Source organism: Pectobacterium carotovorum (genome assembly GCA_016415585.1).
GTDB lineage: Bacteria > Pseudomonadota > Gammaproteobacteria > Enterobacterales > Enterobacteriaceae > Pectobacterium > Pectobacterium carotovorum_K.
The window spans coordinates 4,129,610-4,155,595 of the sequence record CP066552.1; the positions used below are offsets into that span (position 1 = coordinate 4,129,610).

The window sequence follows — 25,986 nt, forward strand, 5'->3', positions numbered from 1 at the left end:
TATAAATGAGATATGGGAACGGTAGTTAAAGACAACGTAAAAACATATCCTCTACCAGAATTAACAATTTAATTATTGTCAATAATCTTGAGCTTTGCAAATGTGTTTTAAAATTTAAAAAACACCCCCCTATTAAATAGGAAAATAAATAATAACCCCCCAAATTAACCTTTGAAAAATAAAAATCACCACAACATATTCAATAATATACCCCCCCCTATTAACAAAACATATTTACCTCCATCTTTTATTTGAAATATTCAATAAAAAGCCTTACTTCAAACCTGTTAGCCCCCCTCTCATTATATAATTAGATAACATTGAAAATTCGAGTTGCAGGACAAAAACGGCAAGGCGTTTTTGAACAGCGCTTGCGCTGACCCCGAAGGGGTGAGGCCATAAGGCCGAATAACGCGGCAAGCGAGGGACAAATTCGTCGGGAACGAATTTGACCAGCCAACGGCTGGCCTTCGGTGAGTGACAGGATGTCTCTCCCTCATCCCGATGAGCTTACTCACGTAAGTGATTCGGGTGAGTGACAAATCTGCCAAGGGCAGATTTGAACGCTGCTTGCAGCGGCCCCAACGGGGCGAGGTCCACGAAAGTGGGCCGAGTAGCGTAGCCAACGCACATGCAGCTTGAAGTATGACGGGTATATACCCGTATTCATTGAATGGTACTCGGCTTCATGTAACAAGAAAAGCATGCTTTCTAACGTGAAAATATTTATCACCACCGGGCAAAAGGTCGAATGTTAATGTCTGCATCAAAGCCGTTCTCCGTGCCTCCTAAGGCGTGTGACCTTGTAGGGGCTCCACCAGCATTGAACCAGTAGCTACCTATGCAGTACAGATCAAACAGGAAACGGTGGTATTTCATAAATGCAGGTTACTCCGCATCAATGAATCGTTTCTTCACAGGGACGGGCTTCGCGGCTGTCAGCACACAGTTAACCCCCAAAAGCACGACGAGGAATGATAGTGTCAATAGTCTGTTCCACGGTGTAGTAGACATCGATTATGCGTGATTGTAGGTGAGGATCAACGCAAGCGTTGCCCCGACGGCAAAGCAGGCAGCCAGTGATAAAACAATGTTGAAAATATCTTTCTTTAATCTCTTTATCAGATATAAGAAAGAATCGACCATTCGGCATCCAGACATTTTTCGGCTTAAGGATTTTTCTCCGCTAGAACTGGTTTCCCAAGGATGCGAGTTAGTCGGCGATCCGACCGACTTTCATTTTTATGAGAAAGATTATGTTATTGGTTATCATAATAAAAAGCTGAATATTGTTTTTAAAAACTATTTTTATCTCGATGAGAATGCCGGAAATGGCCTTTCAATAGGAAGGGGGCGAGCCTTATGTCTCTTTTGAAATGCTATATTGCTGTGACTATCGTTTACTATTCTCAAAAATGACTATCGAAGGCGAATCTAATGCATTTTTCCGGTTAGTTAAATTCCTTTCCATTTATTGATGGATTTTTTATTATTTTTGACTACCGAGTATCGCCATGTTAGACATTTAGCCTTGTCAATTTAAATAATCAAGACATAGTTGTGAATAAAACCCTGATAAAAATTTAATTACTCATTCATTATTATCATACTATTCAATATAAAGCACGAAAAGGTAAAAAACTCATCTAGCTCATTGCCATTTCATCAGCATCAGCTATAAATAACATTCGCAATTTATAATAAAAAATAAACTAAACCTTAGAGGCGAAGATATATTTTCGCTAGGAATCATGTCGCCTATAAAAGGCAGTGAAAATATATAATAAAAAACCATTGCGATGTTCTGCTGTCAGATAGCATTTCTACGCCACCGGATTGACGGCGCATCAATTTGGTGACATATCATGCTGTTTTAGTTAATTATTTTATTCTAAGACGTCACGGAAAACATCACTTCCGTTTACGTCAATTGAAGACTGAGCCAAGGGAAATTGTGATCTTAAAAAGATTAATGTCATTAGCAGCAACCAAAAAAAGAGGAGTACCTGCTTATGCGGCAAGACATACAAACCATTGGCGTTTGTCTGGTTAGCCAAGACGACGAATTAACACAAGACTTGGATGTCGTATTGAAGAGTGTCAATAACTTGCTCTGTGGCAATATTGGTGTACCTGCCAGTATATCGTCAGACGGAACCTGTCTGCCTTATCGACGGATTCTGTCCCAGGCAAGTCAATACCTATCATCACAACGGCGTGACAAAACGTTATCACTGGCGTTGCAGCGCTTTGATTCAATAGCAATGGCCAATCATGCGATGACAGCACATCATCCACCACCGCCTATCGAATACGTGTTATTGGATACACACCATGAAGATTTGCATGGTTCAGAAGATCCCTTTACTCAATTCACACAAAGATCATCTGAGTCGCGATTTTCACCATGCTCAGCCATGTTGCTCTGCAAAGAGGAGCTTCTGGGGAAATGGATGTGCAGGCTGGGAAGAAATCGATTAGTCAGGATACTTCACAACTGCCCGTGGCAACGGAGAGCCGATATCCTTCGCTTGGTGTTAGACCATCTTGAACATGCACACTTCAATCGCCTGCTAGTACGTGCTTGCCAAAAAACTGAAAGCCCGGGGATATTAGCGCAGACAATTTATCGTCATATGACCGAGCGCTGGGGAGAGCAATGGGACTTTCACTTCTACACCGGGTCAATGGTGGCAGGGTTCATTGACTCTATGAAAACATTACTTCACGGTTCAGGAAACCGCTGTCTGACGGGTAACAATGAGCACGCGCTTACCGTCAGCACACTAGCGGGATGGCAGCTATATGGGCGTGCTTATGTGATTGCAATAACATCCGGTATGATCGACGAAGCACGCTGTACATTAGCAAACCTCAAACGTGCTGCCGCACCTGGCCTGATTGTCTGCGCAGATTCGCCACAAACCATTTGGTATCCGTTTCAGGGGACGCTTGATGCCGACAATGACGGGCATGAGGTTATTGCCGCCCGTGGCTTATGGTACTGCTTCATTCGCACGCCCAATGAATTGCCAACCAGCTTGGAAAGCGCTTTTCGCTCACTGGATGAACGCCCGGCACCTACCTTTGTTTTAGCCACGCAAAACGTACTTGAATCACAAGCGGACAATCTCACAATCGAGATTCCCCCCCCCCCCATTTTCAGGGAGGAGAAACTTTCCGCACAGCAGCGCGAACAAATGGATCAGGCAGTGTCAACCATCAAACATGATAACACCCGCATTCTGTGGCACTGCGGGCGGCTTACTGATGGAGAACGCAAACGCATCCTGGCACTGGCAGAGCGTGCTGGTATAGGACTCGTTGACAGCATCATTCATCCCGGAAGTGTGTCTGCTTATAGTAATGGGGTTCCAGTGGAGAACTACCTAGGTACACTTTCCATGTATGGCTTCAACCGTGCCGTCTATGAGTTTCTGGAAACACCAGCCGAAGAAGGAGAAGGTACGACTTGGCTGTTTTTCTTAAAAGGTAAAGTTGAACAGTCAGCAACGCCTTACTCCGAAGGTAAGCTCAAACGTAATTTTCGTATCGCTCAGGTTAACCGAAACCCAGTACACATTTCCCCCTTTACCGATCTGGGGATGGATATTCAGCTATCTGATTTTCTAGACTACCTGGAACCTCGTCTGCAAATAGACAACGCCGTATTATCTTGTCGTCAGGCTCGCCTTAAGCGGCTGCGGCAGCTGCCGACAGCGCTGCCAAGCAATATGATCGAGACAATGCCAATGACATCCAATCACTTCTTCCACAAGCTCGGCCAACTCATCACCGAACTTATTGAGAACCACGGCTACCGGTATACAGGGATCTACGATGTGGGTCGTTGCAGCTTATCAGCTATCCGTAATGTACCACGTACCGATCCTGGTTTCTCCGGCTGGTATGGCCGCGCATTAATGGGGGATGGCCTGATGTCCTTACCCTATATCGCCCTGAAGAACGAGCACAATATTTTAGCTTTCATCGGCGATGGCGCCCGGGCAATGGTGCCCTGCCAAAAGGGTTGGGAAACTCGTGATGACATTCTGGTGATTGATGGTGGATTAGTCTCGGCAACCGATGCCGTCAGCTTCGGTGCGATGACATTAGGATTGGATCCCAAACGTAATCTCAACGGTTGCCTGGCAGAGACCATCATTTTGGCTCTGGAAGGCTAGGCCGAACCGTTCTCGATTGGTCGGGAGCTGCCAGTCGAACGGGTTCTGGAGATTGGCCGGATTGCCGAACGGCATGGCTTTCTGCCCCGTCCTATGTCAAGTCGCGGTGAAAATGTGGATGAAGTGAAACTCAACGAACTACGTCGATTCCATGGCAAGCAACGAAACACAATCCCCGATGATCGTGAACTAAACCCTGAACACCTTCGTGAAGAAGTGCTGAGATTCTTCGGGGAACACATCAACCCCGTTCTACGAGAGTTTTATGCTTTCAACCATGTCGAGCGGTTTTTCAGCCACGGACAAGGCGGCTGGCTGACGGATCTGGATGGGCAGCATTATCTGGACTTTGTGGCAGGCTATGGCTGCCTCAATACTGGGCATAACCATCCAGATATTGCAGCCAATCTGCAACAATATCTGGCGCAGCAGCACCCCACCTTTGTCCAGTACCTGTCTGCACCGCTTCACGCCAGCCTGCTGGCGAAACGTTTAGCGGCACTTGCGCCTGATGGGCTGGAACGTGTGTTCCTGAGCAACTCGGGCACAGAAGCTGTGGAAGCTGCGTTAAAATTAGCGCTAGCAGCCAGTGATAAACCAACACTGCTCTATTGCACCAACGGTTATCACGGTAAAACGCTGGGAGCGTTGTCCGTAACAGGACGAGCGAAACATCGGCAGGTATTCGAGCCTCTGTTACCCCGCTGTGAGGAAATTCCGTTTGGTGATGTCGTAGCCTTGCAAGCCAGACTACAAAAAGGAGACATCGCAGCCTTTATCATGGAACCTATGCAGGGTGAAGGGGCGTGGTTATACCGCCAAATGGTTATCTTAACGCCGTGAGAGCACTATGTTCCGAGCATGAGTGTCTATGGATTCTCGACGAAATTCAGACAGGGCTTGGTCGTACTGGAATAATGTTCGCCTGCCAGTGGGAGGAAGTTTCTCCCGACATCATGGTGCAATCAAAGTCCCTATCTGGTGGCCTTATCCCTATTGGGGCGACACTATCATCAAAGCACGTTTGGCAGCGAGCCTATGGCAATATCGATCGTTTCGCGCTCCACACATCGACGTTTGGCGGGGGTAACTTTGCCGCCGCTGCCGCGATGGCGGCGCCGGATGTAATCGAACGTGAAAATCTGGCCGAGAATGCCACGCTCCTGCGGAAACAGCTGGAAGCCACAATAAAGGCATTGGAGTCCACACTGGCGGACATGTTCGTACTGAGAATTATGACCAAGCTTTCCAAAGAGCATCATATGCTGACCTTCGTGACAGCAAATAACAACCGCGTGATGCGCATACAGCCACCGTTGATTTTATCACTGGAAGAAGCTGACACCTTTGTTAGGGCACTGAGTAAGGTATGCGAGGAGCTATCAACCTTTGAATCATAAGTCAGATGAACCCCGCCCCCCAAAACGTTGCAATAGATTAGCCATTCAGGAGAGAGATGGATTCTACTAAAAAAGCCTAACTACCTGATATCGATCGGTTAAGAAGCCATAGACCGATCCCAATAGTATGAAAAATCTGGGAACGTTAAATTTCCAGATTAATGAGATCGACGACCGCACCCTGTAAGCATCACGCTGGCGGGGTGTTTTTCTTAAAGGAGCGTAATTAATCACGATCAGGATACTAAATAATAGTAACGTTATGATCGACACTGGCAACCCAGATGGATCAGAGCTATACCGACGACATTGAGCCTTTGCTCACTAAACTTGATTGTCCGGTGAATAACCGTAGATTGCAGATGATTGCCTGTAATCTACGGTAGAAAATAAAAATTATTATTTCTTCATTTCAATGCTTTTTATCTCATTTTTACTTAACCCATGTGTTGAACTGCTAATAACACAATTGTAACTTTCATTTTTATTAATAATCATGAAAGTGCTAACAGGATTTTTCATTTTTTTATCAAGAGAGAAAAGAACATTAGCTTCAGGTAAAACACTGGGACTAAATGCACCAAATGAATAGCTATCAGATAGCCCCAAAGCGGACAAATCGGCCGTTAACTCCATTGGTTGCGTACTGTGTGGCGAAGGGAACATGGATTTTGCTGACATCATCATTGACTGGGTATTAATGTTATATTCTGTTGTCACTTTCATGCCAACGTATTTAGATTCAGGCATATTAAGCTGTTTCTCACACATCGTATCGTGCTGAGGGCTGGGCGTTCCGTTTTGCAGTACAGCATGAATATGTTTTAATTCAACTTGCTCTTTTCCGGTATGTGCTTTTGCCATATCATCAGCTTGAGCAAAACTGCTCATCACTAGAGTCGCCGTTGCTACAATATGTAAAATCGTATTATTCATTGCATTCATTTTTCCATCCTCTTTTATCTTTAGGGATAACCATATGATTCATGATAAGAATCCGTTAATTATTAAATAACTAGCCGGAGTACCTCATGAAATTTAAATAATACTTCTCAGATAAATTAAAAGAGAAAAACCACTGAAAAAGACAATAACAATCAATATCATTTTAAATGATGTGAATTTTATAAATTCATTCTGGTTATAAACATAGTCAAATATTAATATTACGTCAAAATCAAATCGATAAAAAATAAAAATCATAAATAAATATGATCAAGCTAAGTATTTAGTAAATTTATTTATCTACGATATCAATGCTCAACCTTGAGAAAGCGTTCAGCATACAGTACATGTTTCTACGCAATGAAGTGTGAAAAAAGAAGAAGTCGTTTAATGTGCATTACACATCATAAAAAAGGATACTGAATCAGGGTGGGATACTAAAAATTTGGAGCGGGAAACGAGACTCGAACTCGCGACCCCGACCTTGGCAAGGTCGTGCTCTACCAACTGAGCTATTCCCGCATATTGGATAGACAATAACAGGTGTTACGTCTGACTACTGCACACGGTTTGTATGGTGACAAACCGTGAGAAAACTTGGAGCGGGAAACGAGACTCGAACTCGCGACCCCGACCTTGGCAAGGTCGTGCTCTACCAACTGAGCTATTCCCGCTCGGGAAACTTTCATACGATGTTGACGTTCTTTAATTGAAATTCTTCATCGGTATGGGGTGCGCATTATACGAGAAATCCGTTTAACCGCAAGCCCCCAAAAATGAAAAATTGTCTGACTGCTGATAAAAAAAACAATGCGCTGACAAAACAGGCGTTATGGCGTAAATAGCAGCAGATAGCTGGACATCACGCACTGCACGTTTTGCGTCACCAACCAACTACAGTCGCAGAAAGTTCTCACGGTAATAGGCCAATTCCGCCAGTGATTCGCGAATATCGTCCATCGCCTGATGCGTGCCTTGCTTCTTAAAACCCGTCAGGATTTCTGGCTTCCAGCGTCGCGCCAGTTCTTTGAGCGTGCTGACATCCAGATAGCGATAGTGGAAGTAAGCTTCCAGCTCTGGCATATAGCGGAACAGGAAGCGGCGATCCTGACCGATGCTGTTGCCACAGATTGGTGATTTACCCGCTGGTACCCATTTTTGTAGAAACGCCAACGTTTCCAGCTCAGCAGCGCGTTCATCTGTCGTGCTGGCTTTGACGCGATCCGTCAGGCCGCTGGCACCGTGCGTACGCACATTCCAGTCATCCATCAGTGCCAACTGGCTATCTGACTGGTGCACCGTCATTACCGGTCCTTCGGCCAACACATTCAAGTTTGCATCCGTCACCAGCGTTGCGATCTCAATGATGCGATCGTGATCCGGGTTCAGACCAGTCATTTCGAGATCGATCCAGATCAGGTTATTTTCATCTACCATCGTGGGAATTCCTGTTGCATTGTGCCCTGTCGTCGAGGCAAGGATACCAGTATCAATCTCAATGCTGATACCGATAAGGTGGTATCAGTTAATTAAAATCAAATAGGGTGTATTATAGTCTGTTCAAACGCGGCGAGCGATAACCCGCTGTCGTGAACGATAAATCGTCTTAAGTGAGGCTCAGTGAGCAAAAAAAAACTGTCGAAAGGTCAGCAGCGTCGGGTTAGCGCAAACCACCAGCGTCGCCTGAAAAAAACGGAAAGCAAAGTCGAATGGGAAGATAGCCAACTGGGCGATGCGCAGGAAGGTATTATCATCAGCCGATTCGGTATGCACGCCGATGTCGAAGCCACCGATGGTGTGGTGCGCCGCTGCAACATTCGTCGGACCATTTCATCGCTGGTCACGGGCGACCGCGTCGTCTGGCGACCCGGCCATGAATCACTCGCTGGCATCAGCGGGATCGTGGAAGCCGTTCACCCTCGCCATTCCGTCCTGACCCGCCCCGACTATTACGATGGCATTAAACCGATCGCCGCCAATATCGATCAGATCGTGATCGTCTCAGCGATCTTGCCTGAGCTGTCGCTGAACATTATCGATCGCTATCTGGTCGCCTGCGAAACGCTGGAGATAGACCCGCTGATCGTGCTGAACAAAATTGACCTGCTGGATGACAAATCCCGCCAGTTTGTTGATAAACAAATGGATATCTACCGCGCCCTCGACTATCGCGTGCTGATGGTTTCCAGCCATACTCAACAGGGTATCCCTGAACTGGAGCAGGCACTCACTGACCGTATCAGTATTTTCGCCGGACAGTCAGGTGTCGGGAAATCCAGCCTGCTTAATGCGCTGCTCGCACTGGGTGAAGAACGCATTCTGGTGAATGAGGTTTCTGATAACTCAGGATTGGGGCAACACACCACCACCGCCTCTCGGCTTTATCACTTCCCGCACGGCGGCGACGTGATCGACTCACCGGGCGTGCGGGAATTTGGTCTGTGGCATCTGGAGCCTGAACAAGTGACGAGTGGTTTCATTGAGTTACGTAAACACATCGGCTCGTGTAAGTTCCGCGACTGTAAACATGAAAACGATCCAGGCTGCGCGATCAATGCCGCACTTGCGCGCGGCGAGATTGCCACAGAGCGCTTTGATAACTATCACCGGATTCTGGAGAGCATGGCGCAAGTAAAAACGCGTAAAGGCTTTTCGGATACAGATAACTGACATTTATCATGACCATCGTTACAATGCGCACCCTTTATTGGTGAGCAACGCAGCCCACCGTTCGCCGGGATACCGCTGACAGCTCTGTCATACTAACCGGCGGAAACATTCATGGCGCACTATTAATCCAAGAGGCTCACAGTGCTGGATAATATCAAAATCAAATTACAGTATTGGCTTCCCAAGATCTGGCTGACCCGCTTAGCGGGCTGGGGAGCGAATAAGCGTGCGGGAAGACTCACCAAGCTGGTGATCGATCTGTTTGTCCGCCAATACAACGTCAACATGCAGGAAGCATTGCAGCCGGATACCGCATCCTATCGCACGTTTAACGAATTTTTCGTTCGCCCGTTGCGTCCTGGCATTCGCCCAGTCGATCCTCATGCGCATCGTCTGGTGCAGCCCGCTGACGGCGTGCTGTCGCAGTTTGGTTCGATTACCGACAGCAAGCTGATTCAGGCAAAGAACCACGACTACACGCTGGAAGCATTGCTGGCAGGCAACTACATGATGGCCGACCTGTTCCGCGATGGCCTGTTCGCAACCATTTACCTGTCGCCACGTGATTATCACCGCCTTCACATGCCGTGTGATGGCGTGCTACGCGAAATGATTTACGTACCGGGCGACCTATTCTCCGTCAATCTGTTGACGGCGGATAACGTGCCGAACCTGTTTGCTCGTAACGAGCGCGTCATTTGCCTGTTTGATACTGAATTCGGTCCATTGGCACAGATTCTGGTGGGCGCAACCATTGTTGGCAGCATCGAAACCGTATGGTCAGGCGTGGTCACGCCACCGCGTGAAGGCATCATCAAGCGTTGGACTTACCCGCAGGCGGGTGAAGAAGGCGCAGTCGTGCTGGCGAAAGGCGAGGAAATGGGTCGCTTCAAACTGGGTTCAACCGTGATTAACCTGTTTGCCGCAGGCAATGATCTCCAGTTTGCCGCACATCTGAATACCATGAGTGTGACCCGCATGGGTGAACCGTTTGCCGAAATACGCCAAGATGAGCAAGCGTCTGTCGTCTTCCCGGAAGGAACCGAGCTGGAAACACATGAGTCTGCACTATCACCTGCCGCTGCACCGTCTGAGTCAGCTCAGGCTGAGGCGAAAAATCCTGCGGCAGACGCATCCGGCCAGACGAGACACAAGCCCGACGCGCCGTAAATAACGGCCGACCTTGGTCGTTTGTAAGATTGTTGTTTGCAATAAGGTAGCTAACGTGCGTCTGATTCTGACTTTTCTTTTGGGATGTTTATTATCAACTGCCGCGTTGGCTGCCACTGCGCCCAATGAGGCGCAGTTACGCCAGCAGTTGCAGCAAGCGGAAGCCAACAAAGGCGCGGCCGATCAGGCAAAAATCGTTGAAGAATATCAGGCGGCACTGAATACTTTACAGGATCGTAAAGAGGCGCAGGAGCGCGCCACACAGTATCAGCGCGTTATTGATGATTTCCCCAAGCTGGTTCAGGAACTGCGCCGCCAGCTTAATGCCGAAGACGGCAAGCCTTCGTCTATTCCAGAGAGTCTCTCCAGTAACGATCTTGAACAGCAACTGCTGCAAACGAGCAGCCAGCTGTTGGAACAAGCTCGCCAGCTCCAGCAGGAACAGGACCGGCTGCGTGAAATCGGCGATTCACTGAGCCAGCTTCCGCAGCAGCAAACTGAAGCCAGCCGCATGCAAAGTGAGGCGGAACGCCGTATTCAATCGCTCGGCACACCTGCGACCCCACTGGGACAAGCACAACTCACTGCGCTTCAGGCCGAATCCTCACTGCGCAAAAGCCGAGTGGACGAACTGGAGCTGGCGCAGCTTTCAGCCAGCAATCGTCAAGAGCTGTCCCGGCTACGCGTCGAACTATATAAAAAGCGTCACGACAGGCTGGATCTGCTGCAACAAAATTTACGCAGCAGACTCAACAATCTGCGCCAGCGCGAAGCCGAGCAAGCATTAGAACGTACAGAGCTTCTGGCGGAACAAAGTGGCGACTTACCCAGCGTCATCAGCAAGCAGCTACAAGTTAACCGCGAGCTATCCGTCGCACTGAACCAACAGGCGCAGCGGATGGATCTTATCGCTTCTCAGCAGCGTCAGGCAGCCACGCACACCATTCAGGTTCGCCAGGCGCTGAGCACCATCCGCGAGCAGGCACAGTGGCTCGGCGTGTCACCGATATTGGGAGAAACGCTACGGGCGCAAATTGCCCGCCTGCCGGAAATGCCCAAACCTCAGCTACTGGATAGTGACATGGCGCAGCTGCGCGTACAGCGCTTGCACTTTGAGGACCTGATCAACAAACCGCAAGATCTTGATAATGCCAAACTGGATAACGGCGATCCGCTGACCAGCGCACAGCAGCGTATTCTGGCCGATCAGATGCGAACCCAACGCGACCTGCTGACGTCACTGATATCCGGCTGTGATACACAGATACTAGAACTGACCAAGCTCAAAGTCGCCAATAACCAACTAGCGGATGCGCTAACCGAAACACGGGAAGCAGCCCATCGCGACCTGTTCTGGGTTGCGGATGTCAACCCCGTAACGTTCGCCTATCCGCTCAAGTTGGTACAGGATCTGACGCGCCTGTTGTCATTAGATACGCTGACGCAGCTGGGTGGCGCGCTGGTGATGATGGTAACCAGTCAGGAAACCGTGCTGCCGCTGCTGGGCGCACTGCTGCTGGTTGGTTTTAGTATCAGCTCACGTCGCCACTATCATGCGTTTATGGAGCGCGCCAGCAGCCGCGTCGGCAAGGTCACGCTCGATCACTTTATGCTGACGCTGCGTACCGTGTTCTGGTCCATCCTTACCGCTCTGCCGCTGCCAGTGCTCTGGGCCGCTCTGGGATACGGGCTGCAAAACGCTTGGCCTTACCCGATTGCTGTCGCTATCGGCGACAGCGTGACCGCCACCGTGCCGCTGATGTGGCTGGTGATGATCAGTGCCTCATTCTCGCATCCGCAGGGGCTGTTCATTATCCACTTCCGCTGGTCGCCGGAGCGCGTAGCCAGAGCGATGCGCTACTATCGTCTCTCCATCGCCTTTATCGTGCCGCTGATTATGGCGCTAATTACTTTCGATAAGCTCAACGATCGCGAGTTCTCTAGCACGCTCGGGCGGCTCTGTTTCATCCTGCTTTGTATGGCGTTGAGTTTGGTCACAACCGGATTAAAACGCGCGGGTATCCCGCTGTATCTGGATAAAGAAGGCTCGGGGGAAAACTCCGTTAACCGTGCGATGTGGAACATCCTGATCGCCATGCCGCTCGTTGCCGCACTAGCCTCCTGCATCGGCTATCTGGCAACCGCACAGGCGCTGCTAGCCCGTCTGGAAACCTCCGTCTCTATCTGGTTCTTCCTGCTGGTGGTTTACCACATTATTCGCCGCTGGATGTTAATTCAGCGACGCCGCATCGCCTTCGATCGCGCCAAACAGCGACGTTCGGAAATTCTGGCGCAGCGTGCCAAAGGTGAGGAAGACACGCCGTCTGCATCATCCCATGAAAGCAGTTCGGAAGCGGTGGAAGAACCCGTTGTCGATCTGGACGCCATCAGCGCCAAATCCTTGCAGCTGGTGCGTTCCATCCTAACGCTGATCGCACTGGTTTCCGTTATCGCACTGTGGTCGGAAATTCATTCCGCCTTCGCGTTCATGGAAAATATTAGCCTGTGGGATGTCTCCAGCACGGTCAAGGGCGTGGAAAGCGTACAGGCGATTACGCTGGGATCGGTACTGATCGCGATTCTGATCTTCATTATTACCGCGCAGCTGGTGCGTAACCTGCCCGCCCTGCTGGAGCTGGCGATTCTACAGCATCTGGATCTATCGCCGGGCAGCGGTTACGCCATCACCACCATCAGCAAATATATTCTGATGCTGATCGGCTGTCTGATGGGGTTCTCGTTGATCGGGATCGAATGGTCGAAACTGCAATGGCTGGTTGCTGCACTGGGTGTGGGGCTCGGATTCGGTTTACAGGAGATCTTCGCCAACTTTATCTCCGGCCTGATCATCCTGTTCGAGAAACCGATCCGTATCGGCGATACGGTCACCATCCGCGATCTCACGGGTAGCGTCATGCGGATTAACACCCGTGCCACCACGATTTCAGACTGGGATCGCAAAGAGATCATCGTGCCGAACAAGGCCTTTATCACCGAGCAGTTTATCAACTGGTCGCTGTCAGATTCGGTCACGCGTGTTGTGATGACGGTGCCTGCTCCCGCAAACGCGAACAGTCAGGAAGTCACGGAACTGCTGATGGACGCAGTGAAGCGCTGTTCGCTGATTCTGGATACGCCAGAGCCCGAAGCCTTCCTCGTTGACCTGCAACAAGGCATCCAGATTTTCGAGCTGCGCGTGTTCGCCGCCGAAATGGGCCACCGTATGCCGCTGCGTCACGAACTGCATCAGCTGATTCTGGAAAACTACCGTAAACACAATCTGGAGCTTCCTTTCCCACCGTTCCAGGTGAAAATGGACAATCTGTCGCGCAGTGGAAAAACGCTGACGCCACGGCAGCCGGGCAGCTTATAAGAAAGGAAAACGGGCGGCAGCCAGATGTGGCACCGCCCTGCTTCAAACCGGTTACGCACGCTCTACGGAGAACGCAATCACGTCACTCAGCTTTTCGGCATTCAGCGCCAGCATAATCAAACGATCCACGCCCAATGCCACACCGGAACAATCTGGCAGGCCATGTTTCAGCGCTGCCAGCAGGTTTTCATCAATCGGCTGTTGCGGCAAACCACGCGCGGCACGCTTGCGGTTATCCTGTTCAAAACGCTGACGTTGCTCATTCGCATCAGTCAATTCGCGAAAGCCGTTCGCCAGCTCGATCCCCTTGAAATAGACCTCAAAACGCTCGGCAACGCGATGATCTTCCGAACTGATCTCCGCCAGCGAGGCTTGCGTTGCAGGGAAATGGTAGACAAACGTTGGTTTATCGCGACCAATGTTCGGCTCAACACCGAAAGTAAACAGCATCTGCACCAGTGAATCACTATCGTCTTCACGGCAGGCGATATCGCCCAGCCCGAGTTTTTCTGCCGCTTCGCGCAGTTGCGCTTTATCAACAGATAGGGGGTCGATCTCCAGATGGCGTAAAAACGCTTGCTGATAGGAGAGCATTTCCGCACTTTCACAATCCAGTACCTGCTGCAACAGGTCATCGACCTCATTCATTAGGCGGTACATATCATAGTGAGGGCGATACCATTCCAGCATAGTGAATTCTGGGTTGTGGTGTCGGCCTGATTCTTCATTACGGAAACTGCGACACAGTTGAAAGATCGGACCGCTGCCAGCAGCCAGCAGGCGCTTCATGTGGTACTCCGGGCTGGTCATCAAATACAGCGTCATACCATCCGCAGCACCGGGACCAACGAAGCGAGTCTGGAATGGACATAAGAAAACATCCGTTACCGTCGCTTGACTCATCGCCGGTGTTTCAACTTCGAGTACCCCACGATCGGTGAAGAAACGTCGGACAGCCGTAACGATCGGCGCTCGTTTCAACAAATTAGCGACAGAAGCAGTTGGCTGCCAACTTGTCGTCTCACTCATGGTTCTTACTCCAAAGTCAAAATAGGGGGGGCAGTCTACCCGCATCAGCCCAAATTTCCAGCGGAAAAAAGGTCAGACGTGTTTTTCAGCAAAGCTGAATCTCCCCTTCAGGAAGAGGCGACTAGGATAGCAGCCGTCAATTATACTCAGTGAAGCGTTTTCTTATATCTTTCTCTAAAGGGTTATTATTGAAAACATAAACGCGCTATTTTTTCGTACATAATCCTTTCGATCACATTTTTACCCTTGAATACGAGACTCGCTGAAAAAACGACAAAATGCGGGATCACATCAAATTAATCTACCTATAATTCGGTATAATCATTCCCACACAAAAATTATAGGTTTATCTATTCTTTATACATCTATCACATAATTTTCAGCGGGTTTGATATTAAGCTCGGATATAAAGACAGAAACGAATAGATATTATTTTTTTATTTTAACTTAATTAACTTAAGTAACTGGAGGAATGCATTGCAAACCTTTAACGCCGATTTAGCCATTATCGGGGCTGGAGGCGCTGGCCTACGAGCGGCAATTGCTGCCGCAGAAGCCAACCCTCAACTGAAAATTGCGCTGATCTCAAAAGTCTACCCAATGCGTAGCCATACCGTGGCGGCAGAAGGTGGGTCAGCAGCAGTGACTCAGGAACACGATAGTTTCGATTATCACTTCAACGACACCGTGTCTGGTGGGGACTGGCTGTGTGAACAAGACGTTGTTGAGCACTTCGTCAAACGCTGCCCGGAAGAGATGATTCAATTAGAACAGTGGGGCTGCCCCTGGAGCCGTAAACCGGATGGTTCAGTCAACGTTCGCCGCTTTGGTGGAATGAAGATCGAACGCACCTGGTTTGCTGCCGATAAAACCGGCTTCCATATGCTGCATACCCTGTTCCAAACTTCCCTTAAATATCCACAAATCCAACGTTTCGATGAGCACTTTGTCCTCGACGTTCTGGTCGATGACGGCCAGGCGCGCGGTCTTGTTGCCATCAATATGATGGAAGGTTCGCTGATTCAGATCCGCGCTAACGCCGTGGTGCTGGCGACAGGCGGCGCAGGTCGCGTGTACCGTTACAACACCAACGGCGGCATCGTCACGGGTGATGGCATGGGCATGGCATTCCGCCACGGCGTACCGTTGCGTGATATGGAATTCGTTCAATATCATCCGACCGGTTTGCCCGGCTCCGGTATCCTGATGACCGAAGGCTGTCGCGGCGAAGGCGGCATCATGGTCAACAAAGACGGCTACCGTTACCTGCAAGACTACGGCATGGGCCCGGAAACGCCGCTCGGCGAACCGAAAAACAAATACATGGAGCTGGGGCCGCGCGATAAAGTCTCGCAGGCGTTCTGGCACGAATGGCGCGCAGGCCGCACCGTCTCAACCCCGTTGGGCGACGTGGTTTACCTCGATCTGCGCCACCTCGGCGAGAAGAAGCTTCTGGAACGTCTGCCGTTCATCTGTGAACTGGCAAAAGCCTATGTCGGCGTCGATCCAGTGAAAGAGCCGATTCCTATCCGTCCTACCGCGCACTATACGATGGGCGGCATTGAAACCGATCAAAACTGCGAAACCCGCATCAAAGGTCTATTTGCCGTCGGCGAATGCTCCTCGGTTGGCCTGCACGGTGCGAACCGTCTCGGTTCCAACTCGCTGGCCGAATTGGTGGTCTTCGGTCGCGTTGCGGGTGAGCATGCCGTACAGCGCGCACAGGCGGCGGCACCGGCCAACGGCACGGCGCTGGATGCACAGACGCGCGACATCGAACAGCGTCTGCATGACCTGATGAATCAGGAAGGCACCGAAAGCTGGGCGAAAATCCGCGACGAAATGGGCATGTCGATGGAAGAAGGCTGTGGTATTTACCGCACCACCGATCTGATGCAGAAAACCGTCGATAAGATGGCAGAGCTGAAAGAACGCTTCAAACGCGTGAAAATCACCGACCGCTCCAGCGTGTTCAACACCGACCTGCTGTACACCGTTGAGCTGGGCCATAGCCTGGATGTGGCGGAATGTATGGCGCACTCGGCGATCAACCGTAAAGAATCCCGCGGCGCACACCAGCGTCTGGATGAAGGTTGCACCGAGCGTGATGACGTTAACTTCCTGAAGCATACGCTGGCGTTCTATAACCCGGAAGGCGCACCTCATCTGGAGTATAGCGATGTGAAGATTACCAAACTTCCACCGGCCAAACGCGTATACGGTGCAGAAGGTGATACGCAGGAAGGCAGCAAGAAGGAGCAGGCGAATGGCTGAGATGATCAAAACCCTGAAAATGGAAGTCATGCGCTATAACCCTGAGCAGGACAACGAACCGTATTTTGAGACGTTCGATGTCCCGTACAACACGCAGACATCCCTGCTGGATGCGCTGGGTTATATCAAAGATAACCTGGCACCGGACCTCTCCTACCGCTGGTCCTGCCGTATGGCGATCTGTGGTTCCTGCGGCATGATGGTGAATAACGTCCCTAAACTGGCCTGTAAAACCTTTCTGCGTGAATACACGAACGGTCTGAAAGTCGAAGCGCTGGGCAACTTCCCCATCGAGCGCGATTTAGTGGTCGATATGACCCACTTTATCGAGAGTCTGGAAGCCATCAAACCGTATATCATCGGCAACAATCGTAAACCGGCTGACGGCCCGAACAAGCAAACTCCGGCGCAAATGGCGAAGTATCACCAGTTCTCCGGCTGTATTAACTGTGGTCTGTGCTATGCGGCGTGCCCGCAGTTCGGCCTGAACCCTGAGTTCATCGGCCCGGCGGCAATTACGCTGGCGCACCGTTATAACCTGGACAACCGCGATCATGGCAAGAAAGAGCGTATGGCGCAGTTGAACGGGAATAATGGCGTCTGGACCTGTACGTTTGTGGGCTACTGCTCAGAAGTGTGTCCGAAGCACGTCGACCCTGCCGCAGCTATTCAGCAAGGCAAAGTCGAAAGTGCGAAAGACTTCATGATCGCGATGCTGAAACCACAATAAGGGAGGGACAATGATGACATCTAAACGTAAAGCGTATGTTCGCGGTATGTCGCCGACCTGGTGGAAAAAGCTGGGGTTCTACCGCTTTTATATGTTGCGTGAAGGGACTGCTGTCCCTGCCGTCTGGTTCAGCATCGTACTGATGTTTGGCGTTTTCGCGCTGAAAAATGGGCCGGAAGGCTGGGCAAACTTCGTCAGCTTCCTGCAAAACCCGCTGGTACTGCTGATTAATATCGTTGCTCTGCTCGCTGCTGCGCTGCATACCAAAACCTGGTTTGAACTGGCACCGAAGGCCAGCATCATCGTGATTAAAGATGAAAAAATGGGGCCAGAGCCGATCATTAAAGGGCTGTGGGCTGTCACCGTGGTGGTAACCGTAGCCGTTCTGGCGATCGCCTTACTATTCTGAACAGGAGAAATAACGTGATTAACCCAACGCCAAAACGTTCTGACGAACCGCCTTTCTGGGGCCTGTTCGGTGCCGGTGGGATGTGGAGCGCGTTCTTCGCTCCAGTGATCATCCTGCTGGTCGGTGTGATGCTGCCTCTGGGCTTGTTCCCAGACGCGTTAACCTATGAGCGCATCGCCGCGTTCAGCCAGAGCTTCATCGGTCGCGTCTTTTTACTGCTGATGATTGTGCTGCCGCTCTGGTGTGGCCTGCACCGTATCCACCATGCGATGCATGACCTGAAAATCCACGTTCCTGCCGGGAAGTGGGTGTTCTACGGTCTGGCGGCAATCCTGACCGTGGTTACCGTTATCGGTGTGGTTACGCTGTAGATACAGCGCTATAAATGTAATGCTTAATGGCCTGCACAATATTGCAGGCCGTTTTATTTTCCCCGCCTGACTACATCCATCGTCTACACTGGAACAGAGATGAAAACGATGAGATGTCAATATGATGCCCTTTAACGCTATTCGCTTTAACACCACGTTATTCAAAAACCTTCTCTTCAAAATCAGACGACGTGGGAAAGCGTGCGTTGCCGCGCTGATAGCACTCTTTTCTGTCGCCTGTAGCGTAACGCCGCCCGATAACGTCACCGTCGTGGAAAATTTTGACGTTAATCGCTACCTCGGCACATGGTATGAGATTGCCCGCCTCGACCACCGCTTTGAACGCAATATGGAACGTGTGACGGCAACCTACAGCCCGCGGGATGACGGCGGCATCAAGGTGATCAATCGTGGCTTTAACGTCGAAAAACAGGAATGGAAAGAAAGCATCGGGAAAGCGTATTTCACGGGTTCACCTCAGCGGGGCGCACTAAAAGTGTCGTTCTTCGGGCCGTTCTATGGCGGTTACAACATTATTGAACTGGACGACGACTACCGCTACGCCCTGATTTGTGGGCCGAACCGCGACTACCTGTGGATACTCTCACGCACGCCAACGTTGGATGCTGCAACACGCGACAAACTGGTCGCTACAGCCAAACGCTACGGTTTCCCGACAGAAGCACTTATCTGGGTCAATCAGTAATCGGTGCATATCGACCGCAACAATGGGGTAACCGGTGGGTTATCCCATAATCTTATCGCGGAACATAAAGAAAACCGCGCCCAGCAGGCACAGCCCCGCCCAAATATAATCGGTGCGGAACGGTTCTTTTAAAATGAACATAGAAAAAGGGATAAATACGGAAAGGCTGATCACTTCCTGTAATATTTTCAATTGACCGGCAGAGGCAACCTGATAACCAATCCGATTTGCTGGCACCTGCAAGAGGTATTCAAATAATGCGATCCCCCAACTGATCAACGCAGCAATTATCCAGGTTCGGCCACTGAAATAGCGTAGATGCCCGTACCAGGCAAACGTCATAAATATATTACTCAACGTCAGCATGCCGACAGTAATGAAAAGAGGCGACATTATTACTTCTCCGAGTGATCCACTTTCACATTATCTCGCCGCGGGGAAGAAAACACCATCACGGCATTTTCTTCCACCCGGAAAAGTTATTACGATTTATTTCCCACGTTGGGCTATTGGGCGCTGCGCTGAATAGCCTTCCCACCCGCTTCAACATCTTGCCCAACGCCTCGGGTGGTATTGCATCCAACCACCGCAGAGAGAATAACCAGAGAGAAAATGGCAACAAACGCTTTCTTCAACATACTCGGTTCCTTCTTTATGAGAGTAGGATTTCAACGGTACGAAAGTGACTGCTTTTTAAGCGTAGCCAATTTTGATTGTTGTGGAAGACTTTATAAGGCGGGGAAATAAAAAAGGAAGACTGAAGTGAGGAGTAAACCAAAAGGCCGCCCTCACAGAAGGCGGCCTTTTAGAGTATACCCAAAATAATTCGAGCTGCGGGAAGGCGGCGACGCAGTGACAAATCGGTTCGAGACCGATTTGAACAGCGCTAGCGCTGGCCCGAAGGGTGGACCTCATTTATGAGGTCCATTAATCCCCAGGAGCTTACATCAGTAAGTGACTGGGGTGAGCGAGGAAAGCCAACACACGCGCAGCTTGAAGTATGAAGGGTATAAATTACTTAACGCGTGATACGTATTCGCCAGAACGCGTGTCAACTTTGACAACTTCGCCGATCTGCACGAACAATGGTACTTTAACGACTGCGCCAGTGCTCAGCGTTGCTGGCTTACCGCCGGTACCGGCAGTGTCGCCTTTCAGGCCTGGATCGGTATCGGTGATTTCAGCTTCGATGAAATTCGGTGGCTGAACAGCGATAGGACGACCATCCCACAGGGTAACGATACATTCGGCGTTGTCTTGCAGCCATTTTGCCGCATCACCAACAGTCTTCTCTTCAACCTGATGCTGTTCAAACGTCTCAGGGTGCATGAAGTGGTAGAACTCACCGTCGTTGTACAGGTAGTTCATGTTGGTATCAACGACATCTGCGCCTTCTGCAGAATCGGTAGACTTGAAGGTTTTTTCAACGCGAGAGCCCGTCAACAGGCGACGCATTTTTACGCGAGCAAAAGCCTGGCCTTTACCCGGCTTAACAAACTCACTGGATTCGACGGCATACGGCTCGCCTTCGAATATGATTTTAAGACCGGAACGGAAATCGTTGCTAGAATAAGTCGCCATAAAGGCCCTCTACAATTTGATACTGGTACGAAGCCAAAAAATGGCACACATTGTAACCCTAAATATACCTTCCAGAGAAGATTGGTTGCAGCAACTTGCGGACGTAATTACCGATCCTGATGAATTACTGCAACTTTTGGCTCTGAACGATCACGCTAAACTCCGGCAAGGCAGTGATGCTCGCAGGCTTTTTGCGTTGCGTGTACCGCGCGCATTCGCTGCACGGATGCAAAAAGGTAATCCTGACGATCCGTTGCTGCTACAGGTATTGACCGCGCGTGAGGAGTTTATCGCCACCCCAGGCTTCACCCATGACCCGCTTGATGAACAACACAGCGTCGTTCCGGGGTTACTGCACAAATATCACAACCGCGCCCTGCTGCTGGTAAAAGGCGGCTGTGCGGTAAACTGCCGCTACTGCTTCCGCCGCCATTTCCCCTATCAGGATAATCAGGGCAACAAGGCAAACTGGCGTCAGGCGCTGGATTATATCCGCCAGCACCCAGAACTGGATGAAATTATTTTTTCCGGTGGCGACCCGCTGATGGCCAAAGACCACGAGTTGGACTGGCTGATCACCGAGTTGGAACACATCCCACATCTGAAACGCCTGCGCATTCACAGCCGTTTGCCTGTGGTGATCCCTGCACGCATTACCGACGCACTGTGCGATCGCCTGTCACGCAGTTCGCTTCAGGTGCTGCTGGTGACGCATATTAATCATCCGCAGGAAATTGATCCTGATTTAACACAAAGTATGGCGCGTTTGCGCCGCGCAGGTGTGACGCTGCTCAACCAAAGCGTGCTGCTGCGCGGGGTGAATGACAACGCAGAGACGCTCGCCCGGCTCAGCAATGCGCTATTTGACGCAGGAATTCTGCCTTATTACCTGCACGTACTGGATAAGGTTCAGGGTGCCGCGCATTTTCTGGTAGATGACAACGAGGCGCGCGTCTTAGTTAAAGCGCTGCTGAAGAAGGTATCCGGCTATCTGGTGCCCCGTCTGGCGCGGGAAATCGGTGGGGAAGCCAGCAAAACGCCGCTGGATTTAGGGATGAAGCAGCATCAGGATGACGCTGGGATAGTCGGTTGAACAATACGTTAGGAAAAGCGGTGAGAGCATCATGTCACTCTCACCGGGTTTTTCTTTAGCTTAAGGACATTTGTAGACGCTGCCGTTCATCTTGCTGTCCAGCGGCGCAAAACTTGACCAGAAAGTTTCACTTGGGCTGGTAGCGCCATAGATGGTATTGCCTCCCATTGCCGCTGCTTTATTACGCAGATCGTTTGCCGCACTGCGCATAGAACTGCCGTCGCTATGATTCCCCGCCAGCCAATTAGACTGGCTACCGCTGGCTTGCCCCAACAGCTGACATTCGCTTCCTGGCTTGGTATCCGTGAACGTCACGGCTTGCCCGGCTGCGCTGAGTTGACTGGTGCTACTGCACCCCGCCAACAAAACTGCCGCTGATAGCCCCAACAAAATACGAACCTGCATGTCTTCCTCCTTGCGATTGAAAAACCAAAGGGCACAGGCCCGATTAGTTACGCCACGCTTTGAAGCGGTTGATCAGTCCGTTGGTAGAACTGTCATGGCTGTCGATCGTACTGTCATTTTCCAGCTCTGGCAGAATACGGTTCGCCAGTTGTTTCCCTAACTCCACGCCCCATTGATCGAATGTGAAGATGTTCAGGATCGCGCCCTGAGTGAAGATCTTGTGCTCATACAGCGCAATCAGCGCGCCCAGGCTGTACGGGGTGATTTCACGCAGCAGGATAGAGTTGGTTGGACGATTGCCTTCGAATACTTTAAACGGCGCGACGTGTTCCACCTCTTTTGTACTTTTGCCTGCCGCCGCAAATTCCGCTTCCACCACCTCACGGCTCTTACCGAACGCCAGCGCTTCCGTCTGTGCAAAGAAGTTCGACAGCAGCTTGCTGTGATGATCGCTTAATGGGTTATGGCTAACCGCTGGCGCAATGAAATCACACGGAACCAGCTTGGTGCCCTGATGGATCAACTGGTAGAACGCATGCTGGCCGTTCGTGCCCGGCTCACCCCAGATAATCGGCCCGGTCTGGTAATCCACTGGATTGCCGTTGCGATCGGCAGATTTCCCGTTGGATTCCATATTTCCCTGTTGGAAATAGGCGGCAAAACGGTGCATGTATTGGTCGTACGGCAGAATCGCTTCAGTTTCGGCACCGAAGAAATTGTTGTACCAAATGCCGATCAGCGCCAGCAGCACGGGCAGGTTTTTCTCCGCTGGAGTGGAAGCAAAGTGCTTGTCCATCGCGTGCGCACCGCTGAGCAGTTTTTCAAAGTTATCAAAGCCCAGAGAGAGAATGATCGACAGCCCAATCGCCGACCACAGGGAGTAGCGTCCGCCAACCCAGTCCCAGAATTCGAACATGTTGTCGGTATCGATACCAAATTCGCCGACGGCTTTCGCGTTGGTGGACAGCGCAGCAAAGTGCTTGGCAACATGTTTATCGTCCTGCGCCGTTTTCAGGAACCAGTCGCGAGCGCTGTGCGCGTTGGTCATGGTTTCCTGTGTGGTGAACGTTTTCGACGCGACGAGGAACAGCGTGGTTTCTGGGTTCAGCGGCTTCAACGTTTCTGCGATATGCGTGCCATCAACGTTAGAGACAAAGTGCATATTGAGGTGGTTTTTATAAGGCTTCAGCGCTTCCGTTACCATGAACGGGCCCAGATCGGAGCCGCCGATACCGATGTTAACCACGTCGGTAATTGTTTTGCCGGTATAGCCTTTCCACTCACCGCCAATCACGCGCTCGCTGAAATCTTTCATCTTCGCCAGCACCGCGTTGACTTCCGGCATCACATCTTTGCCATCCACCAGAATCGGCGTGTTGCTGCGGTTACGCAGGGCAACGTGCAGAACCGCGCGGTCTTCCGTACGGTTGATTTTCTCACCGGCAAACATGGACTGAATCGCCGCAGACAGGTCGGTTTCTCGTGCCAGCGCGTGCAGTTTTTCCATCGTTTCTGCCGTGATGCGGTTTTTGGAGAAATCCACCAGCATCTGATCGTCGAACGTCGCGGAAAAATGCGCGAAACGATCGCTATCTTGTGCAAACAGCTCGCTGATTTGCACCTCTTTCATCGTATCAAAATGGGTTTGTAATGCCTGCCAGGCGGCAGTTTGGCTTGGATTAATATTTTTCATAATGCGACTTTCTCTCTAAGCATGAGTTCAAAGTGACTGAATCGATTGTATCCCTTAAAATCCCGATTGAGATCCCTTTTCTTGCTAAAAGCGGTTTATGCCCTGTCGTTTACTGACAGCTTGTCGTTTGCAGGCAGATTGTTTATTGACAGAAACGGCATAACCCGTTATTTCTAACACCGTACTTGCACACTCAGTGTGCAAGCCAGAAGAGGCGCGTCGCCCAGGTAAGATATCGGAGGAACCGTAATCCGCTGATGATATCCGAGGGGGAGCGACGCCGAGATGCGGTGAAATACGGCTTTCACCCTATCGACTACAGAGGCTGAATCCTCTGGGTTGTCACCGGATTAGTCCTGACGGACGTCCAGCAAGGTGGAGCGCTTCTGGGTGTATCGTAGTAATTTTTTCTACGCCTGCCCCCTACTTTTGCTCTCCCCCTGTGCCAAGGCTGATTAATGGAATGCTGTTTACTGAAAACAGCCTACCCCCTGACACGAGGTTTTTTGACATGTCTGCAATTGAAGTATCCGCAAACGCGAACTCTACCGTTATTGCCAAATTTGGCGGCACCAGCGTGGCGGACTTTGACGCCATGAATCGCAGTGCCGATGTGGTGTTATCCAACCCGAATGTGCGCGTTGTGGTGCTGTCGGCGTCGGCAGGTATCACCAATTTACTGGTCGCGCTCGCGGAAGGTCAAACGCCCGAAACGCGTGCCGAGCATCTGGCGAAAATCCGCCAAATCCAATACGCCATCATCGACAAACTGACCAACCAAAGCGTGATTCGCGATGAGATTGATCGCATGCTGGACAGCGTCACCACGCTGTCTGAAGCGGCGGCACTCGCAACATCTAACGCCCTGACCGATGAACTGGTCAGCCACGGCGAACTCATGTCTACCCTGCTGTTTGTCGAGATTCTGCGCCAGCGTGATGTTGTAGCTGAGTGGTTTGATGTACGCAAGATCATGCGTACCGACGATCACTTTGGCCGTGCACAGCCAGACTTCGAGGTTTTAGGTGAACTGACTCGCAGCCAGTTACAGCCGCGTCTTGATCAAGGTCTGGTGATCACTCAGGGCTTTATCGGCAGCGAAGCGAAAGGTCGCACGACCACGTTGGGTCGCGGCGGTAGCGATTATACGGCGGCACTGCTGGGCGAAGCGCTCAACGTCAGCCGGATTGATATCTGGACCGATGTTCCAGGCATCTACACCACCGATCCACGCGTGGTGCCGACCGCAAAACGCATCGACCAAATTATGTTTGAAGAAGCCGCCGAAATGGCGACATTTGGCGCGAAAGTCCTGCACCCAGCCACGCTGCTGCCTGCGGTGCGTAGCGATATTCCGGTGTTTGTTGGTTCAAGCAAAGATCCGGCCGCTGGCGGTACTCTGGTGTGCAATAAAACCGAAAACCCGCCGCTGTTCCGCGCACTGGCGCTGCGTCGTAAACAAACGCTGCTTAAGCTGTATAGCCTGAACATGCTGCACGCACGCGGTTTTCTGGCCGAAGTGTTCAGCATTCTGGCGCGTCACAACATCTCCGTTGACCTGATCACGACGTCAGAAGTCAACGTCGCGCTGACGCTCGACACAACCGGCTCCACCTCAACGGGCGACAGCCTGCTCTCCAGCGCCTTGCTGACCGAGCTGTCATCGCTGTGTCGGGTTGAGGTTGAAGAGAATCTGTCGCTGGTCGCACTGATCGGCAACAATCTGTCTCAGGCCTGTGGCGTCGGGAAGGAAGTATTTGGCGTACTGGAACCTTTCCGTATTCGCCTGATCTGCTACGGCGCCAGCAGCAACAACCTGTGCTTCTTGGTACCGGGAGACGACGCCGAGCGTGTGGTACAGACACTGCACCGCAGCCTGTTCGAGTAGATTCACGACGTCTAGTCGGTCTCCTCGTCATATTTTATGGGGACGCGATTTTGCCGTTATCCGGC

22 protein-coding genes and 2 tRNA genes are annotated in these 25,986 nt (G+C 50.8%); 14 read left to right on the plus strand and 10 right to left on the minus strand.

From position 1 onward, the window contains the following. The first annotated feature begins 1,033 nt into the window (after window positions 1-1,033). The 4 genes from JFY74_18365 (at window position 1,034) to JFY74_18380 (ending at window position 5,584) form a co-directional block, all read left to right on the plus strand. Complete coding sequence (locus tag JFY74_18365; protein QQG28000.1) at window positions 1,034-1,375, plus strand: hypothetical protein; 342 nt, start codon at window positions 1,034-1,036, stop codon at window positions 1,373-1,375. A gap of 637 nt (window positions 1,376-2,012) precedes the next feature. Further along, the gene (locus tag JFY74_18370) at window positions 2,013-4,184 is read left to right on the plus strand and encodes a hypothetical protein (protein ID QQG28001.1); all 2,172 of its coding nucleotides are present in this window, start codon (window positions 2,013-2,015) and stop codon (window positions 4,182-4,184) included. A 93-nt stretch (window positions 4,185-4,277) separates the two neighbouring features. After that, entirely contained in the window at window positions 4,278-5,027 is a 750-nt protein-coding gene (locus tag JFY74_18375; protein QQG28002.1) for an aminotransferase class III-fold pyridoxal phosphate-dependent enzyme, read from the plus strand. Next, the gene (locus JFY74_18380) at window positions 4,991-5,584 is read left to right on the plus strand and encodes an aminotransferase class III-fold pyridoxal phosphate-dependent enzyme (protein ID QQG28003.1); all 594 of its coding nucleotides are present in this window, start codon (window positions 4,991-4,993) and stop codon (window positions 5,582-5,584) included. Before JFY74_18375 ends, JFY74_18380 begins: the two co-directional genes overlap by 37 nt. A gap of 399 nt (window positions 5,585-5,983) precedes the next feature. On the opposite strand, the gene JFY74_18385 is transcribed toward JFY74_18380, so the two are convergent. The 4 genes from JFY74_18385 to orn all read right to left on the minus strand — a co-directional run bounded on the left by JFY74_18385 (window position 5,984) and on the right by orn (window position 7,966). Further along, window positions 5,984-6,529, minus strand: a complete 546-nt coding sequence (locus tag JFY74_18385; GenBank protein ID QQG28004.1) for a hypothetical protein — start codon at window positions 6,527-6,529, stop codon at window positions 5,984-5,986. 446 nt (window positions 6,530-6,975) lie between these two features. Next, window positions 6,976-7,051, minus strand: a tRNA-Gly gene (locus JFY74_18390). Between the two features lie 76 nt (window positions 7,052-7,127). Beyond that, a tRNA-Gly gene (locus JFY74_18395) sits at window positions 7,128-7,203 on the minus strand. 220 nt (window positions 7,204-7,423) lie between these two features. Beyond that, window positions 7,424-7,966, minus strand: a complete 543-nt coding sequence (orn, locus tag JFY74_18400; protein QQG28005.1) for an oligoribonuclease — start codon at window positions 7,964-7,966, stop codon at window positions 7,424-7,426. A 183-nt stretch (window positions 7,967-8,149) separates the two neighbouring features. Between orn and rsgA the strand changes: the two genes are divergently transcribed. The 3 genes from rsgA to mscM all read left to right on the plus strand — a co-directional run bounded on the left by rsgA (window position 8,150) and on the right by mscM (window position 13,742). Then, window positions 8,150-9,199 carry a small ribosomal subunit biogenesis GTPase RsgA gene (gene rsgA / locus JFY74_18405; protein ID QQG28006.1) on the plus strand — a complete coding sequence of 350 codons (1,050 nt, stop codon included), beginning with the start codon at window positions 8,150-8,152 and terminating at the stop codon, window positions 9,197-9,199. A gap of 141 nt (window positions 9,200-9,340) precedes the next feature. Further along, window positions 9,341-10,369, plus strand: a complete 1,029-nt coding sequence (gene psd / locus JFY74_18410) for a phosphatidylserine decarboxylase (protein QQG28007.1) — start codon at window positions 9,341-9,343, stop codon at window positions 10,367-10,369. Between the two features lie 55 nt (window positions 10,370-10,424). Then, window positions 10,425-13,742 (plus strand): miniconductance mechanosensitive channel MscM, encoded by a 3,318-nt coding sequence (gene mscM / locus JFY74_18415; protein ID QQG28008.1) that lies wholly within the window; start codon window positions 10,425-10,427, stop codon window positions 13,740-13,742. A 51-nt stretch (window positions 13,743-13,793) separates the two neighbouring features. On the opposite strand, the gene epmA is transcribed toward mscM, so the two are convergent. Then, on the minus strand, window positions 13,794-14,771 hold the full coding sequence (gene epmA, locus JFY74_18420) for an elongation factor P--(R)-beta-lysine ligase (protein ID QQG28009.1): 978 nt from the start codon (window positions 14,769-14,771) through the stop codon (window positions 13,794-13,796). A 477-nt stretch (window positions 14,772-15,248) separates the two neighbouring features. Here epmA and frdA point away from each other — a divergent pair, with 477 nt between their 5' ends. The 5 genes from frdA (at window position 15,249) to JFY74_18445 (ending at window position 19,261) form a co-directional block, all read left to right on the plus strand. Next, window positions 15,249-17,045 (plus strand): fumarate reductase (quinol) flavoprotein subunit, encoded by a 1,797-nt coding sequence (frdA, locus tag JFY74_18425; GenBank protein ID QQG28010.1) that lies wholly within the window; start codon window positions 15,249-15,251, stop codon window positions 17,043-17,045. Continuing rightward, window positions 17,038-17,775: a succinate dehydrogenase/fumarate reductase iron-sulfur subunit gene (locus tag JFY74_18430; protein QQG28011.1), complete on the plus strand. Its 738-nt coding sequence runs from the start codon at window positions 17,038-17,040 to the stop codon at window positions 17,773-17,775. The genes frdA and JFY74_18430 overlap by 8 nt, the downstream gene beginning before the upstream one ends. Before the next feature lie 13 nt (window positions 17,776-17,788). Next, window positions 17,789-18,184, plus strand: a complete 396-nt coding sequence (frdC, locus tag JFY74_18435; GenBank protein ID QQG30581.1) for a fumarate reductase subunit FrdC — start codon at window positions 17,789-17,791, stop codon at window positions 18,182-18,184. Window positions 18,185-18,198: 14 nt separating this feature from the next. Continuing rightward, window positions 18,199-18,555, plus strand: a complete 357-nt coding sequence (gene frdD, locus JFY74_18440; protein QQG28012.1) for a fumarate reductase subunit FrdD — start codon at window positions 18,199-18,201, stop codon at window positions 18,553-18,555. 181 nt (window positions 18,556-18,736) lie between these two features. After that, complete coding sequence (locus JFY74_18445) at window positions 18,737-19,261, plus strand: lipocalin family protein (protein ID QQG30582.1); 525 nt, start codon at window positions 18,737-18,739, stop codon at window positions 19,259-19,261. A gap of 39 nt (window positions 19,262-19,300) precedes the next feature. On the opposite strand, the gene JFY74_18450 is transcribed toward JFY74_18445, so the two are convergent. From JFY74_18450 to efp, 3 genes are all read right to left on the minus strand, one after another. Further along, a complete protein-coding gene (locus JFY74_18450) occupies window positions 19,301-19,654 on the minus strand; it encodes a DMT family protein (GenBank protein QQG28013.1) in 354 nt (117 codons plus the stop codon). Window positions 19,655-19,767: 113 nt separating this feature from the next. Continuing rightward, window positions 19,768-19,899, minus strand: a complete 132-nt coding sequence (locus JFY74_18455) for an entericidin A/B family lipoprotein (protein QQG28014.1) — start codon at window positions 19,897-19,899, stop codon at window positions 19,768-19,770. A 376-nt stretch (window positions 19,900-20,275) separates the two neighbouring features. Continuing rightward, complete coding sequence (gene efp / locus JFY74_18460; protein ID QQG28015.1) at window positions 20,276-20,842, minus strand: elongation factor P; 567 nt, start codon at window positions 20,840-20,842, stop codon at window positions 20,276-20,278. 40 nt (window positions 20,843-20,882) lie between these two features. On the opposite strand from efp, the gene epmB reads away from it, so the two are divergent. Beyond that, complete coding sequence (gene epmB, locus JFY74_18465) at window positions 20,883-21,935, plus strand: EF-P beta-lysylation protein EpmB (GenBank protein ID QQG28016.1); 1,053 nt, start codon at window positions 20,883-20,885, stop codon at window positions 21,933-21,935. A 60-nt stretch (window positions 21,936-21,995) separates the two neighbouring features. On the opposite strand, the gene JFY74_18470 is transcribed toward epmB, so the two are convergent. Both JFY74_18470 and pgi read right to left on the minus strand, forming a co-directional pair. Continuing rightward, on the minus strand, window positions 21,996-22,340 hold the full coding sequence (locus JFY74_18470; GenBank protein QQG28017.1) for a DUF4156 domain-containing protein: 345 nt from the start codon (window positions 22,338-22,340) through the stop codon (window positions 21,996-21,998). 43 nt (window positions 22,341-22,383) lie between these two features. Next, window positions 22,384-24,033, minus strand: coding sequence for a glucose-6-phosphate isomerase (gene pgi, locus JFY74_18475; GenBank protein QQG28018.1), 1,650 nt, complete (start codon window positions 24,031-24,033; stop codon window positions 22,384-22,386). Window positions 24,034-24,544: 511 nt separating this feature from the next. Here pgi and lysC point away from each other — a divergent pair. Then, on the plus strand, window positions 24,545-25,921 hold the full coding sequence (gene lysC, locus JFY74_18480; GenBank protein QQG28019.1) for a lysine-sensitive aspartokinase 3: 1,377 nt from the start codon (window positions 24,545-24,547) through the stop codon (window positions 25,919-25,921). Window positions 25,922-25,986 lie beyond the last annotated feature (65 nt).